Origin of the sequence: Flavobacterium sp. K5-23 (genome assembly GCF_023278045.1) — a bacterium.
Classification (GTDB): Bacteria; Bacteroidota; Bacteroidia; order Flavobacteriales; family Flavobacteriaceae; genus Flavobacterium.
In genome coordinates this window covers 3,456,545-3,471,309 of sequence record NZ_CP056783.1, presented here as the reverse complement: position 1 = coordinate 3,471,309, position 14,765 = coordinate 3,456,545, and the positions used below count along the sequence as shown (strand labels likewise).

12 protein-coding genes are annotated in these 14,765 nt (G+C 34.1%); 10 read left to right on the top strand and 2 right to left on the bottom strand.

What is annotated here, in order from left to right; all coding sequences use genetic code 11:
* Positions 1-165: 165 nt before the first annotated feature.
* The 3 genes from FLAK523_RS15100 to FLAK523_RS15090 all read left to right on the top strand — a co-directional run bounded on the left by FLAK523_RS15100 (position 166) and on the right by FLAK523_RS15090 (position 4,542).
* Positions 166-1,047, top strand: coding sequence for a PPK2 family polyphosphate kinase (locus FLAK523_RS15100; protein ID WP_248905002.1), 882 nt, complete (start codon positions 166-168; stop codon positions 1,045-1,047).
* A 186-nt stretch (positions 1,048-1,233) separates the two neighbouring features.
* The gene (locus FLAK523_RS15095) at positions 1,234-2,676 is read left to right on the top strand and encodes a hypothetical protein (RefSeq protein WP_248905001.1); all 1,443 of its coding nucleotides are present in this window, start codon (positions 1,234-1,236) and stop codon (positions 2,674-2,676) included.
* A 93-nt stretch (positions 2,677-2,769) separates the two neighbouring features.
* A complete protein-coding gene (locus tag FLAK523_RS15090; protein WP_248904999.1) occupies positions 2,770-4,542 on the top strand; it encodes a cytochrome-c peroxidase in 1,773 nt (590 codons plus the stop codon).
* A gap of 76 nt (positions 4,543-4,618) precedes the next feature.
* Here the strand turns inward: FLAK523_RS15090 and FLAK523_RS15085 are convergent, their stop codons facing one another.
* Complete coding sequence (locus FLAK523_RS15085) at positions 4,619-5,170, bottom strand: hypothetical protein (protein WP_248904997.1); 552 nt, start codon at positions 5,168-5,170, stop codon at positions 4,619-4,621.
* A 224-nt stretch (positions 5,171-5,394) separates the two neighbouring features.
* Here FLAK523_RS15085 and FLAK523_RS15080 point away from each other — a divergent pair, with 224 nt between their 5' ends.
* The 6 genes from FLAK523_RS15080 to FLAK523_RS15055 all read left to right on the top strand — a co-directional run bounded on the left by FLAK523_RS15080 (position 5,395) and on the right by FLAK523_RS15055 (position 12,478).
* A complete protein-coding gene (locus FLAK523_RS15080) occupies positions 5,395-6,783 on the top strand; it encodes an MATE family efflux transporter (protein ID WP_248904995.1) in 1,389 nt (462 codons plus the stop codon).
* Between the two features lie 79 nt (positions 6,784-6,862).
* Positions 6,863-7,771, top strand: coding sequence for a prohibitin family protein (locus tag FLAK523_RS15075; RefSeq protein WP_248904994.1), 909 nt, complete (start codon positions 6,863-6,865; stop codon positions 7,769-7,771).
* Positions 7,772-7,843: 72 nt separating this feature from the next.
* Positions 7,844-8,074 carry a hypothetical protein gene (locus tag FLAK523_RS15070; RefSeq protein ID WP_248904992.1) on the top strand — a complete coding sequence of 77 codons (231 nt, stop codon included), beginning with the start codon at positions 7,844-7,846 and terminating at the stop codon, positions 8,072-8,074.
* A gap of 20 nt (positions 8,075-8,094) precedes the next feature.
* A complete protein-coding gene (locus tag FLAK523_RS15065; RefSeq protein ID WP_248904990.1) occupies positions 8,095-8,316 on the top strand; it encodes a hypothetical protein in 222 nt (73 codons plus the stop codon).
* Between the two features lie 204 nt (positions 8,317-8,520).
* Positions 8,521-9,258: an outer membrane lipoprotein-sorting protein gene (locus FLAK523_RS15060; RefSeq protein ID WP_248904988.1), complete on the top strand. Its 738-nt coding sequence runs from the start codon at positions 8,521-8,523 to the stop codon at positions 9,256-9,258.
* A 139-nt stretch (positions 9,259-9,397) separates the two neighbouring features.
* Positions 9,398-12,478: a hypothetical protein gene (locus FLAK523_RS15055; RefSeq protein WP_248904986.1), complete on the top strand. Its 3,081-nt coding sequence runs from the start codon at positions 9,398-9,400 to the stop codon at positions 12,476-12,478.
* 115 nt (positions 12,479-12,593) lie between these two features.
* On the opposite strand, the gene meaB is transcribed toward FLAK523_RS15055, so the two are convergent.
* Positions 12,594-13,679, bottom strand: coding sequence for a methylmalonyl Co-A mutase-associated GTPase MeaB (meaB, locus tag FLAK523_RS15050; RefSeq protein ID WP_248904984.1), 1,086 nt, complete (start codon positions 13,677-13,679; stop codon positions 12,594-12,596).
* A gap of 171 nt (positions 13,680-13,850) precedes the next feature.
* Between meaB and FLAK523_RS15045 the strand changes: the two genes are divergently transcribed.
* Positions 13,851-14,762, top strand: a complete 912-nt coding sequence (locus tag FLAK523_RS15045; RefSeq protein WP_248904982.1) for an AEC family transporter — start codon at positions 13,851-13,853, stop codon at positions 14,760-14,762.
* Positions 14,763-14,765: the final 3 nt, after the last annotated feature.

The window sequence follows — 14,765 nt, the reverse complement described above, 5'->3', positions numbered from 1 at the left end:
AATTATGCAAATGGATGCCCTAGCCCGGATAAAAGTGGAAATCCTTTTTAGCTGTTTTTACAGCTAAAAAGATTGCAGCGGATAGCCGGAAGGAGCTCCTGAAATTCATCAGGATTAATCCTAATTATTTATTATATTTGAGTTTATAAAGATAAATTATTTCTTATGAAATCAATAAACCCAGATGATTTTAAAGTAGTAGGCAAAATTGAATTAGCTAAAATCCCTACTAATCTCAATATTAATGCTAGCGATGATGATAAAGAGGATAAATTAGACAATGTTCGTGATAAGTTGAGTGAGTTTCAGGATGTAATGTATGCACACAATAGATATGGCGTGTTGATTTGTTTACAGGGAATGGATACTTCGGGCAAGGACAGTTTGATTCGAGAAGTTTTTAAAGAATTTAATCCACGTGGGGTCGTTGTACATAGTTTTAAAACGCCAAGTTCAACGGAATTAGAACACGATTATTTATGGAGACATTATTTGGCTTTGCCAGAAAAAGGGAAGTTTGCCATTTTTAACAGAACACATTACGAGAATGTTTTAGTGACGCGTGTGCACCCAGAGTACATCTTGAATGAGAATTTACCAGGTATTGAATCAGTAGAGGATATTTCGTCTAAATTCTGGGATGATAGGATGGTTCAAATCAATAATTTTGAAAAGCACGTCACTCAGAACGGAACAATTATTATGAAATTTTATTTTCATATGAGTAAAGAGGAGCAGCGCAAACGCTTGCTTCGAAGACTGGAAAATGAGGAGCATCATTGGAAATTTTCGGCGGGAGATTTAAAAGAACGGGACCGATGGGGTGATTATATGAAATTTTACGAAGAAGCAATAAATAATACTGCCACCGAAAATGCGCCTTGGTACATTATTCCTTCAGACGATAAGGATGTGGCTCGATATATTGTCGCCAAAATCATCTGGGAAGAGATGCAAAAACATACTGATATTAAAGAGCCAACACTTGACGAAAAGGTAAAAATTAATTTTGCTATGTATAAAGATAAACTGGCTAAGGAAAATTAGAACGACAGCTTATTTTGATTATTGTTAGTTCTATTATATCCTATTGTTAGTATAAAGTTAGGATGTAAATTTAATGTTTCTTAAATCTGGAAACTCGGAAAACTCTTTATGTTTTGTTAATGTTCTATTCATTTGGTATTTAAATTAGGAGTGTTTCTTTGCTTCGAATTAAAACAACAACCAAAAATGAAAAGAATTATTATTCCAGTGCTTTTTTTTGTCACTTTACTATCATGTAACAATGATGAAACTTCAGTTAAAACCGATGTGGTTTTATCAAATCAATCTTCAACACCAGTTTTATTAAAAAAACAAGCAGGTTTTGAAAACCTTGAGCTTTATTCTTTAATTACGTCCGATGATGTTTTGGCTGCCAGCCCAAATTTTGTTTTCGGAGGATCTGCTGATGGAACGGGTTTGTTAAAAAACACTGATGGTACTTTTACTTTTTTAGTGAACCATGAAGACAACTTTGCAGTTTCAAGAGTTACCTTAGACAAAACCTTCAAACCTGTAAAAGGAGAATATTTATTGAATTCTAATGGTGGTACTTGGAGATTGTGCGGGGCTACTATGGCAACACCTGCTGAGCACGGTTTTGGGCCGCTTTATTTAACCTGTGGGGAATCAGGTCAGGAATCTCGTACCCATGGATTAAATCCTTATGGAGATATAGGCTCAGCAAATGTGTCCAAGGAATTACCTGGATTAGGGCGTTTGAGTGCAGAAAATGCATTGCCTTTAAAAGCCACTGCATTTGCCGGGAAAACGGTGGTTGTAATTGGGGATGACGATTCAGGAACCAATGGGGGACAGGTTTTTATGTATGTGTCAAATACAGTGGGAGATTTGGCAAATGGATCTTTGTACATGATGAAAAGAAACGATGGCAATCAAAGAGAAAAAGATATGGTTTCTAATCAGGGTTATGCCGTTTCTTTTGTGAAGATTGACAATCATACTACAATGACAGGTGCTCAAATCAATGCTTCGGTTAATACGCTAAAAGCGATTAAATTTGGTAGAGTTGAGGATTTGGATTACCGTAAAGGCGGGCAAGCAGCTGACAGGGAAATCTATTTTAATGTTACAGGTCAAAATACAACAGGTAACAATGCGGATGCTTCAAGAACGAAATACGGAAGAGTTTATAAATTAAATTTAGACGCGGTTAATCCACTTTCAGGAACTTTACAGGTGATACTTGATGGGGATGATCGTAATGGTATTGCAGGGAAATTTCAGAATCCTGATAATATATGTGTGACTAAAAACTATGTGTATGTTCAGGAAGACGCTAATGGATACGGAGACGAAACACATGATGCTTACATCTATCAATATAATATCGTCACTAAACAGTTGAAAGTAGTTGTAGAATTAGATCACCGTCGTACTGCTGCTGACGCTGCAAAATATAATGTGGGAGGAATTTCTGCTTTTGGAGATTGGGAGTACGGCGCTATGATTGACGTGTCAGATCAATTAGGAGTTGAAGACACTTTTTTATTAAGTGTTCAGCCACATACTTGGACAGGGGATAAATACAAAGGGGTTGATGGAGGGACAGGTCGTCCTAATGAAAATCAAGCAAGCCAAATTGTATTAATCAAAGGATTAGCCAGATAATTATTAAAAAAAAATAAATTTTAAAAAGCCTACGGTTTCTTAGTTGGAATCGGGGCTTTTGGCTTTCAAATTATCATTACTTTTCAAATTATCATGAAAAAATATTTTTCCTTATTCTTATTGATTTTTTTATTTTCTTGTCAGAAAAAAGAAAAATCACAAGAAATTAATATCCTGTTTAAAGCGGATATTCAGCATTTAATTCAAGATGTAGATCAGTTGCAAACTGCAATAGTTACTAATCAAAGTCCGCTAAAGCTTCAGAGTCAATTTTTAAAAACTCATCAAAACTACAAAGGTATTGAAATGCTTACGGAGTATTATTTCCCTTCGGTTGCTAAGGCAGTAAATGGTCCCGCAATTCCTGAATTTGAAGAGAATGATGGAAAGGTAATTGCTCCAGAAGGGTTTCAAGTAATCGAAGAATTGCTGTTTCCTGTTTATGAGAAACAATCTAAAGACGAACTTTTAAAGCAAATAGGAATTCTTAATGCTAATTTAAAACGCATTCAAAAAACAGCAGCGACAAACACACTAACCGACGCACATGTTTTTGACGCTATGCGTTTAGAGGTTTTTAGAATTATGACGTTAGGAATCACAGGTTTTGATTCTCCTATTGCTAAAAATTCTATTGCCGAAGCAATCCCGGCGTTACAAAGTATTCAGAAATACTTTAAGGTTTACGCAGAAAATAAGAAGGATAGAACAGCAACATTAGTTTTGAAAACCATTGAAGACGGAATTAAATCCTTAAAGCGTAATACTGATTTTGACAGTTTCGATCGGGCTTCCTTTATTCTTAATACTGCCAATCCATTGAGTAGGAGTTTGTATCAAGCGCAAATGAAGTTGGGGATTCCTGTTTTTAAAGAAGTTCGAGGATTGCGTACAACTGCACAAACATTATTTGATAAGGAGGTTTTTGATCCAGAGGCTTTTTCAGGTTTTCCGGACTATAAAACAACGCCGGAGAAAATAGCTTTAGGAAAGTTATTATTTAAAGATCCCGTTTTGTCTGGAGATAATAGTCGCTCTTGTGCCTCTTGCCATCATGCTGATAAAGCATTTACTGACGGAATGGAAAAAGCAGTTTCATTTGACGGAAATGCATTTGTAGAAAGAAATACACCTACACTTAAAAACATAGCTTTTCAACGTGCTTTTTTTGCAGATTCTAAAGTCAACTATCTCGAAGATCAAGCGGTTGCGGTAATTACTAATAAACAAGAAATGCATGGGGATATGGAAGCAGCTGCGTTAAAAATCAAAACCAATAAAGATTATGTTGCCCGTTTTAAAAATGCTTTTCCTGCCAATGGGATTAATGCCTTTGCTATAAAAAATGCTTTGGGTTCTTATATCCGATCACTGAGTAATTACGACTCTAAGTTTGATCGATATATGCGTGGGGAGCTTACTTTTACGGCTGATGAAAAAGCAGGTTTTAATCTTTTCTCAGGTAAGGCAAAATGTGCGAGCTGCCACTTTATTCCGTTAATTAACGGAACCGTTCCTCCACATTTTGATCGATCAGAAAGTGAAGTGTTAGGAGTGCCTAATAAGAACAATGTACTTGATGTTGACTTAGGAAAGTATGCTATTACTAAAGCGGCTATTCATAAATATTCATTTAAAACTCCAACTATAAGAAATGTAGAATTAACGGCACCATATATGCACAATGGGGTATTTAAAACGCTAGAGGAAGTAATCGATTTTTATAATGAGGCAGGAGGAGAAGGGCTTGGTTTTAAACTGGATAATCAGACATTGCCAACAGATAAATTAAATTTAACATCCTTAGAGAAAAAACAGCTTACTGTTTTTATGAGGACCCTTACGGATCTAATTAGAGAAAAATAATATATTTTAATTCATATAAAAAAACAAAAAGGCTCTGAGTTATCAGAGCCTTTTCTACTAATTCAATTTTTTTAATTTATAGTTGGAAACCATAAGCTAAACGTACTCCAACTTGTCCAATTCCTTTTCCAACAGTTCCATTGTTGTTAAATTTTGTGAAATCAGAATAGTGCTCGTAACGCAATGAAACATCAATGTATTTTGTTGCATAACCAATACTTGGCGCCATTAAGAATGACGTTTTATTATAGTCATTAGTTACTGCAAAGGCAGCACCAGCTTCTCCCATAACATAAAATTGATCATTCCAGATGAAAGCTTTAAAACCAGCTTTTGCAGGGATAAATCCTAAATCACTTCCGTCAGCTTTACTAACAAATAAATTTGTGAAACCTGTAGTTAATGTTAATGAGTATCTTTTTGATAAATCATATTGTAATCTTGCATCAGCTCCTAAAGCCAATTTATATGGGTCATTTATAGCATATCCTGCGTTCAAACCAACACCCAAACGAAATCCTTGATCGTAATTTTTTGCTGTAGTGTTGTCTTGTGCTGATGATGTATTAGCAAAGAATGTTGAGATTGCTAATACAAGTAGTGTTTTAATTTTTGTTGTCGTTTTCATAAATCGGGGTTTTATTTTTAAAGTCATCGTGATCAAATTTTTTGTGTTGATGACTGCTGCAAATTTATATCGAGTGTGTTCTTGAAATGTTATAGAATTATTTGATTTTGTTACATAATATCTTGAATCGATAAAAAAAGCATAAAAGATTTGTGCTTATTAATTGATTATTACAGGGACAATCAAATGCTTCTACTTACCTTTGCGAACTTAAAAAAAGTGAAGTGAATATTTCTGCCTATACAAACGAGTTTTCCTATAATTTAAGACTGGCTTTTCCTGTGATATTGGGAATGTTGGGGCATACCCTTATTGGCATTGTCGATAATTTTATGGTTGGTAACCTTGGTTCTACTGAGTTAGCTGCTGTTTCTTTAGGGAACAGTTTTATTTTTATTGCATTATCAATAGGAATAGGCTTTTCTACTGCAATTACTCCTTTAACTGCAGAAGCCGATGCGGAGCAAGATGATAAAAAAATACGTTCTATATTTCACCATGGTTTGTTATTGTGTACTGTTTTAGGAATTGCATTGTTTTTATTAACTGTAATGTCTAAAGAGTTAATGTATATGATGCATCAACCGGAGGAAGTTGTTGCTCTGGCGGCGCCATATATTGACTGGGTTGCTTTTTCACTTATTCCCGTTGTTATTTATCAAGGCTATAAGCAATTTGCTGACGGTTTGTCCAAAACTAAATATTCTATGTATGCTATTTTATTGGCAAACGTAGTTCACGTTTTTTTTAATTACGTTTTGATTTACGGAATATGGTTTTTTCCAAAATTAGGTGTGATGGGTGCCGCATTAGGAACTGTTATTTCAAGAATAATGATGGTGGTTTTTATGGATTTGCTTTTGCGTTACAATGAATCTTTTAAAGATTACTTTAAAGATTACTTTAAGGATTTTAGTTTTAAGGAAATTAAAAAATCGGTTCTAAAGAAAATTATTGATCTTGGTTTTCCTTCTGCTATGCAAATGTTATTTGAAGTGACTTTGTTTACAGCTGCTATATGGCTTTCAGGATCACTTGGGAAAAACAGTCAGGCGGCTAATCAGATTGCGCTTACCCTAGCATCATCTACATTTATGGTAGCAATGGGATTGAATGTTACTGCAATGATTAGAGTTAGCAATCAAAAAGGGTTACAAAATTACAAACATCTTATTGTAGTTGCGAGATCGATCTTCTTGTTAGCGATAATTCTGGAAGTGTTTTTTGGTGTTATATTCGTTGTTTTTCATAATTACTTGCCTCATTTGTTTTTAAATATGTCAGATGCTAAGCAGGCGATAGATAACCAAGAAATCATAATAATCACTGCAAAGTTACTTTTGGTTGCGGCTGTATTCCAGGTTTCAGATGGGATTCAAGTCGTTGTTTTAGGCGCTTTAAGAGGACTTCAGGATGTGAAAATCCCCATGTACATTACCTTTATTGCTTACTGGGTAGTGGGATTTCCTATTTCATTTTATTTAGGAAAATATACTTCTATGGGAGCAGTGGGGATTTGGATAGGACTTTTAGGAGGATTGACGACTGCAGCTATATTTTTGTATATTCGCTTTGCACGATTGACTCGGAAGTTAGCTTTAGAAAAGCCATAAAAATATAGTTATTCTCACAATGTAACTTCTAATTGAGTTTGTTGTCTAATTGATTAGAAAACCTCTAAATAAAAAAAAAATGATAGTATTTATTATTTTGGGAATACTCATGTTGATTATGAGCTTCACATTAAAAAACAACGTAAATCAATTTTCTAAATTTTCTCAAACGATTAAAATCATTGGGACATTGTTAATTGTTCTAGGAGTTTTTTCTTCGACTTTTCAGCAAATTGATGCTGGGAAAGTAGGTGTGAAATCACTTTATGGGAATGTACAGCCAGATATTCTTGAAAGTGGTTTGCATGTGATTAATCCACTGTTGGATGTAACTATTTTTGATGTTCAAACACAAAATTATACGATGTCAGCCGCACAAAGTGAAGGAGCACAAGAAGGAGATGATGCTATTAGGGTTTTGTCTAATGACGGCCTGGAAGTGGTAATTGACTTAACTGTACTTTACCGTGTTTCATCAAACGATGCACCTATGATTTTTAAACAAATTGGAATCAGTTATTCAGATAAAATTGTGCGACCAGTAACTCGTACACGTATTCGTGACAATGCTGTTTATTATGATGCAGTTGCTTTGTATTCGACAAAAAGAAATGAATTTCAAGATCGAATTTTTAAAAGTATTGAAGCTGATTTTAAAAGAAGAGGTTTGATTTTAGAACAATTGTTGATTAGGAATATAAATCTTCCGGCATCAGTAAAAACTACAATTGAAAGTAAAATAAACGCTGAACAAGATGCGCAAAAAATGCAATTTGTTTTGCAAAAAGAAAAACAAGAAGCAGAACGTAAAAGAGTAGAAGCACAAGGTATTGCTGATTATCAAAGAATTATTTCTACGGGACTAACGGATAAGCAATTGCAATATGAAACTATAAAAGCCCAAAAAGAATTGGCGGCTTCACCAAACACTAAAATTATTTTTATGAATGGTAAAGGTGGTGCCCCAATTATACTTTCGGATAAATAAAATACAGAGGGTATTCGATTATTAATTTATTCGAATAACTGAATTAACAAAATAACGATTAAACATTACAAAATGGAATTACCAAAATTTTTACTAGGAGACAATACTGATTTTCAAGAAGACATCTTCATTATACACTTAGATTATCCAAGATTTATTATCAATCTTAAAGATGATGAGGTTGAATTTATGGAAGAAGCGGAAGACCTTGATGAAGCTGAATTAAACACTGAGATGGAAGGCCTGATTGAAGCAGCCAATGCTTTTTATGACAGGGAAATGGAACGTTACGAGAAAGAGTAATAATTGGTTTAGTTAAACACATGAAAAAAGGATACTTTGTTTTATATGTGTTATTAGGCTTGTTTTTAATCGTTAAAGGGGTTTTTAAGATTTTGCCTTTTGAATTAATTTCAATTTCAAATGATCAAATCGCTTATAATGTTGGATATTTTATCGGAAAAATTGGAGGGATTGCAATAGGTGCCTTTCTTCTAAAATTAGGATATGATAAATATTGTGAGGAATTCAAAAAAGTAGATTAAAAAGTACAATTCGTTTTTCGAAGTATAAAGGTTTAAAATAGAGACTATCTATTTTAAACCTTTTTTATGTTTTAAGTACAAGTCAATTGCATTGAAAAACAGTTCGTTGTGTTTTATTGGCAAGAAAAGTAAGAAAGTGTAAATAAAACTGTAACGTTTGTTGTAAATGGGATACTAATAATTGTAAACAAAACTATTATTACTATGAAAACTTTAAAATTATCAATTTTCGCATTCTTATTTTCAGTTATAAGTGCTCCTATATTTGCACAAAGTGCTGATGAAGTAATCGCTAAATATTTTACTACAATTGGTGGTGTAGAAAAATTGAAACCACTTAAGGGAATTAAAATGGATATGAGTATAGATGCTCAAGGTATGGAAATTCCTGTTGAAATGGTTCAATTAGCTGGGGGTAAAATGTATGTTAAACTTTCTTTGCAAGGTAAAGAGATTACTCAAATGGCATCTGATGGAAAAACGATTTGGAGTACAAATTTCATGACAATGAAAGCTGAAAAAAGTGATGCTGAAACAACTGCAAATGCTTTGTTAAGTAACAACGATTTTCCAGATGCTTTATTAGATTATAAAGCTAAAGGTTATGCTGCAGAATTTGTAGGTAAAGAAACTAAAGAAGGGACTGAATGTTTCAAATTGAAATTCACTAAAAAGCCTGTTACTATTAATGGAGTAAAAATGGATGATGTTTCATATTACTATTTTGACACTGAAAACTATTTACCTATAGTAACTGAAACAGAAATCAAAGCAGGACCAATGAAAGGTCAAAAAGCAGTTTCTACAATGAGTGATTATCAAGAAGTAGATGGAATTTATTTTCCTTTCTCAATGAATATGGGAGGACAAACTATGAAAATTAAAAAGATTACTTTAAACCCTACTGTTGCCGAAACATCTTTTGCTTTCCCAACAGAATAAATAAATATTATTATATAGAAAATCCTCAACTTTTTAGTTGGGGATTTTTTAATCTATTTTTTTTAAGAATTGTCCTAAATCTCAATATTTTGTGGCCATCTTAAAACAGATTTTATTATTAATAAAACCGTAATTATCGATGAAACAATCTAATTTATTATTAGCAACTTTATTTCTTTTTGCTGCATCAACTATTGATGCTCAAGAGAAAATTATTTTGAAGGGAAAAGAATTATTTGGAGATATTTCCGCTAGACACCTTGGTCCAGCCTTGATGAGTGGACGTATCACTGATCTTGAAATGCACCCAACAAATAATAGAATACTTTATACCGCTACTGCAGGTGGAGGTGTGTGGAAAAGTGGTGATGGTGGAGCAACATTTGCCCCAATTTTTGACGAACACATTCAGTCTATTGGTTGTATCGCAATTGATCCTTCAAAACCAGATCAGAATATATGGGTAGGAACCGGAGAAACGTGGACTAGAAATAGTGTTTCTATGGGTGATGGAATATACAAAACTACTGATGGTGGACAGAATTGGAAAAATATGGGTTTGCCAAAATCTGATCGTATTGGTTCTATTGTTGTTGATCCAAAGAACAGTGATGTTGTATGGGTTGCGGTTTTAGGAGCTTTATGGGGTGATAGTACTGAAAGAGGAATTTATAAAACTAATGACGGAGGAATTACCTGGAATAAAGAGTTTTATTTAGATGCTAAAACAGGTTGCTCGGATTTAATAATGGATGCCAATAATTCCAATATTATGTATGCGAGTTTTTGGGAATTCAGAAGAACGGGATGGTCATTTAGTTCTGGTGGATCACAATCTGCTTTATATAAAACTATTGATGGTGGAAAAACTTGGAATAAAATCCACAACGGTTTTCCACAAGGGAAATTAGGGAGAATTGCCATTACAATAGCTCCGTCTAATTCGAATATTTTATATTCTGTTCTTGAAACTGAGAAAAGTGATAAAAATGGATTGTACCGTTCAGAGGATGCCGGTGCTTCATGGAAACACTTGAATAGTGATTTTGGGCTAGTTGTACGTCCGTTTTATTTTTCTAGAATTGTTGTTGATCCAAAGAATCCGGATATTGTTGTAAAAGGAGGATTATCAGGTTCAATAAGCCGTGATGGTGGAAAGACATTTAAAAGTTTAGGGTATATGCACGCTGATATTCATGATATTACTTTTGATATTAATGATAGTAATAGAATGTATTGTGGTACTGATGGAGGTGTTTATAGAAGCTGGGATGGAGGATCTACTATGGAAATGGTTAGTAATTTACCCGTTTCTCAATTCTATCACGTAAGTATTGATGATAAAGAGCCTTATAATGTTTATGGAGGATTACAAGATAATGGTTCTTGGTATGGACTATCTAAAAGCCCAGGAGGAATTGAAGCTAAGGACTGGACTCGTATAGGTCAAGGAGATGGTTTTAGAGTTGTAAAACACCCAACTAAGAATATTATTTACAGTGAAATGCAAGGTGCTGAGAATGTATGGAGATATAACACTGATAGTCAAGAATTAGTTACTGTTCAGCCTTTGGCTGTAAAAGGAGATCCTAAATTGCGTTTCAACTGGAATGCTCCGATGGAAGTTAGTGCTAAGCAAACGGATCGTTTTTATATGGGAAGTCAATTTGTTCATAAATCAGAGGATATGGGTCGTACATGGCGTAAAATATCTCCAGATTTAACTACAAATGATGCTAAGAAAATGAACCAAGAAAACTCTGGAGGACTTTCTAAAGATAATTCTGGTGCCGAAAATCATTGTACCATTTTCACGATTGCTGAATCACCTCTAAATGAGAACGTAATATGGGCAGGAACAGATGATGGAAATATTCAAGTTACAAAAGATGGTGGTAAATCATGGACTAATGTAGTTGCAAACATTCCTGGATTGCCAAAAAACACTTGGTGTTATCATATTGAAGCAAGTGTTTTTGGAGAAGGAACTGCGTATGCTGTATTCGAAGGACATTCTAGTAATGACTACACTCCGTATACATATAAAACAACCGATTTTGGTAAAACCTGGAAATCAATTATCACTGCTGATGTAGATGGTTTTGTTCGAAATATTCAAGAAGATTATGTAAACGAAGATTTATTATTCTTAGGTACTGAAAAAGGACTGTATATTACTATTGATGGTGGGGCTAACTGGTCACATTTCACTAATAATATGCCATCTGTAGCTGTTCATTATATAGAGATGAGCAAGAAAACGAATGATTTAGTTATGGCGACTCACGGAAGAGGAATTATCATTTTGGATGATATAAGTCCATTGCGTCAAATTGATCAAGTTGTATTGAACAAAGATTTGCATTTCTTTGATCTTAAAGCAGCAGTTATAGAAGAGCAATCTAATTTTGGTGGAACTGCAACTGAATTAGAATTCGTTGGGAATAACCCATCTTCAAGTGCGCAAATCATTTATTATCTTAAAAAGCGTCATACTTTAGGGAAAATGGATCTTGAAATTCAGGATGATAAAGGAAATAAAATTACTTCTTTGACTCCAGGTAAACAAAAAGGAATCAACGTTGTAAATTGGAATTACAATATGAAAACCCCAAAAACTGCAGCTGGTAAAACGATTAGTTTTTCTGGATTCACTGCACCAAGAGTAGCTGAAGGAAATTACAAAGCGGTAATTACAAAAGGGAAAGAAACATATTCTCATACCTTTAAAGTAGTAAACGATCCTAAAAGTAGTGTTAGTGCAGCTGATCGAAAAAGCCAAAGCGAAATAACGCGTGTATTGTTTAATATGAACGAAGAATTAGCTTATACTGTTTATCAAATAGATCAAGATATAGTTTTAATTACGGAACTTATGGAGAAGGACAAAGGATATGCAAAAGAAGGAGCTAAAGTTAAAGCTGTCTTTGAGACCCTTAAAGCTAAATTAGTTGTGACTACTGGGGATAGTTATGTAGGAGCAGCTGAACCTCAGTTAAGAGAAAAACTAGGTGAATTATATGCTACAATAGCAAGTAATTTTACTGCGCCTTCAGCTTCACAAATGGAAAACTTAGAAGTGATAAAATTACGTTTCGAAAAAGGAATACAAGAGTATAAAAGTTTAGAGTCCAAATATGGTACAGCTTTTCAAAAGAAAGCAAAAGAAAACAATGTGCCTTTTGTATTGAAATCTTTTGATGAATTTGTAACTGAATAATTGAAATTCTAATTATATTAAAAACGCTGGCTATGCCAGCGTTTTTTGTTTTTAATACTATGCTTTATGTATTTTTAGATAAAAGAAATTGATGTTATTTAAGAACAGAAATTGATTATTTAAAATATTTTTCTAATAAAATTTGAGCGGCTGCAAAGGGTGAAATTTCATCATTTTGCACCGCTTTTTTATTTTCATCCAGTAGTTTTTGAATTTCTGGATGGTTGTAAAAATTTAATTTCAATTGTTCATTGATGGTTTCCAATAGCCAATACTCATTTTGCTGGGATCGTTTTTCAAAGAAGTAATTATTGCCTTTTGTGAGCTCAAGAAATTTTGATATTGTTTCCCAAACTTCTGATATTCCATCTTGAGTAATAGCACTACAAGTTCCTGTAGTAGGTATCCAACCCGATTTTTTGGCTGGAAAAAGATGCAGGGCCCTGTTGAATTCTGTTTTGGCTAGTTTTGCTTTTTTAATATTATCTCCATCAGCTTTATTAATGACAATAGAATCAGCCATTTCCATAATGCCTCGTTTGATGCCCTGTAATTCATCACCAGCACCTGCAATTTTTAAAAGTAAAAAGAAATCGACCATAGAGTGAACTGCCGTTTCACTTTGACCAACACCTACGGTTTCGATAATAATGGTGTCAAATCCACAGGCTTCACAAAGACTGATTGTTTCCCTGGTTTTTCTGGCTACACCGCCAAGAGTGTCTCCTGATGCCGAAGGACGGATATAGGCGTTTTTATCTTTTACTAATTCTTCCATCCGGGTTTTATCACCCAAAATACTTCCGTGAGAAATAGAGCTGCTTGGGTCTACAGCAAGTACGGCCACTTTTTTTCCTAATGTTGTCAAGTGTTTTCCAAAAGCCTCTATAAAAGTACTCTTGCCTACGCCGGGAACGCCTGTGATTCCTATTCTTGCAGATTTATTAGCGTGTGGCAAGCAGGCATTAATTACCTCATTGGCTTTAGCCAAATGATCAGGATTTGTGCTTTCAACCAATGTAATTGCCCGACTTAAAGCGGTTATGTTACCTGATAAAATTCCCTCTACTAATTCTTGTGAACTTGGTTGTCTTTTTCTGGATTTCTGGATGTTATCTACAACTTTTTGACTGAAAATTTCAGGAGGTGAAATTCCAGCTTTTTCTTGTAGAGCAGAATGTATTTTCTTGTTGTTTTCCAAAACTTATGTGCGTTTTAGTAAAATTAGTATTTATAGGTGAATAACAAGAATTAATTTTGATTTTATGGCGAATAATTCTACAGTCTTTCTTTGATTATCAAGTGTGAAATTAAAAAGATGTTTACTTTTGGGAATGCATATTTTCTAATTTAGTGAATATCTTTACCTACTATGAATAATTTCATTATCATCTTCGTTTTTTTAATCCTTGGAATCGTTTTGCAAAAAGTAAAACAGTTTCCGGCTAACAGTTATAAGTTATTAAACAAGATAGTTATCAATGTTTGTCTTCCGGCATTGTCGCTCTACTACATTCCAAAAATTCAATGGAACAATCAATTACTATATCCTGTTGGTGTTGCTTGGATTGGGTTTATAATTTCGTTCTTCCTTTTTCGTTTTCTTGGAAATAAATACGGTTGGTCAAAGAAATTGACTGGATGTTTAATTTTAACTGCTGGATTGAGTAATACCTCTTTTCTTGGATTTCCAATAATAGAAGCCTTGTATGGTGAAGAAGGGATGAAGACGGCTATTTTAGTGGATCAGCCGGGTTCTTTTGTTGTGCTTTCTACATTAGGAATTTTGGTGGCTATGTTTTATTCGACAGGAAAACCAAACGGCTTATTGATTGCAAAAAAAATCGTGTTGTTTCCTCCTTTCATAGCTTTTATGGTGGCTTGTTTTATGAATTTATTCCATTTTGATTTTCAGGACGGGATGCAGTTTGTGTTGCAAAAAACGGGAAGTGGTGTGACTCCTTTAGCCCTTTTATCTGTTGGCTTACAGTTGCGTTTCGATATAAGAAGCCAACACTGGCGTTTTCTGGGTTTAGGACTTTTGTATAAATTAATCCTGACACCCGCCATAATTTATTTGTTGTATGCAGTTGTTCTTAATCAGCATTCCGAGATTATTCAGGTTTCCATAATGGAATCGGCTATGGCGCCCATGATTACGGGCTGTATATTAGCATCCACTTATGGATTGAAACCCCGATTATGTAGTATGATGATAGGTTTTGGAATACCGCTGTCCTTTGTCACTTTGGCTTTTTGGTATCTTGTGCTACAATTGATTTAAAAT

Excerpts from the sequence above, each read along its gene's own strand:
- FLAK523_RS15055 (WP_248904986.1), top strand. The coding sequence starts at position 9,398 with ATGAAACAATCTAATTTATTATTAGCAACTTTATTTCTTTTTGCTGCA.
- FLAK523_RS15095 (WP_248905001.1), top strand. The coding sequence starts at position 1,234 with ATGAAAAGAATTATTATTCCAGTGCTTTTTTTTGTCACTTTACTATCA.
- FLAK523_RS15100 (WP_248905002.1), top strand. The coding sequence starts at position 166 with ATGAAATCAATAAACCCAGATGATTTTAAAGTAGTAGGCAAAATTGAA.
- FLAK523_RS15075 (WP_248904994.1), top strand. The coding sequence starts at position 6,863 with ATGATAGTATTTATTATTTTGGGAATACTCATGTTGATTATGAGCTTC.
- FLAK523_RS15090 (WP_248904999.1), top strand. The coding sequence starts at position 2,770 with ATGAAAAAATATTTTTCCTTATTCTTATTGATTTTTTTATTTTCTTGT.
- FLAK523_RS15065 (WP_248904990.1), top strand. The coding sequence starts at position 8,095 with ATGAAAAAAGGATACTTTGTTTTATATGTGTTATTAGGCTTGTTTTTA.
- FLAK523_RS15085 (WP_248904997.1), bottom strand. The coding sequence starts at position 5,170 with ATGAAAACGACAACAAAAATTAAAACACTACTTGTATTAGCAATCTCA.
- FLAK523_RS15060 (WP_248904988.1), top strand. The coding sequence starts at position 8,521 with ATGAAAACTTTAAAATTATCAATTTTCGCATTCTTATTTTCAGTTATA.
- FLAK523_RS15045 (WP_248904982.1), top strand. The coding sequence starts at position 13,851 with ATGAATAATTTCATTATCATCTTCGTTTTTTTAATCCTTGGAATCGTT.
- FLAK523_RS15070 (WP_248904992.1), top strand. The coding sequence starts at position 7,844 with ATGGAATTACCAAAATTTTTACTAGGAGACAATACTGATTTTCAAGAA.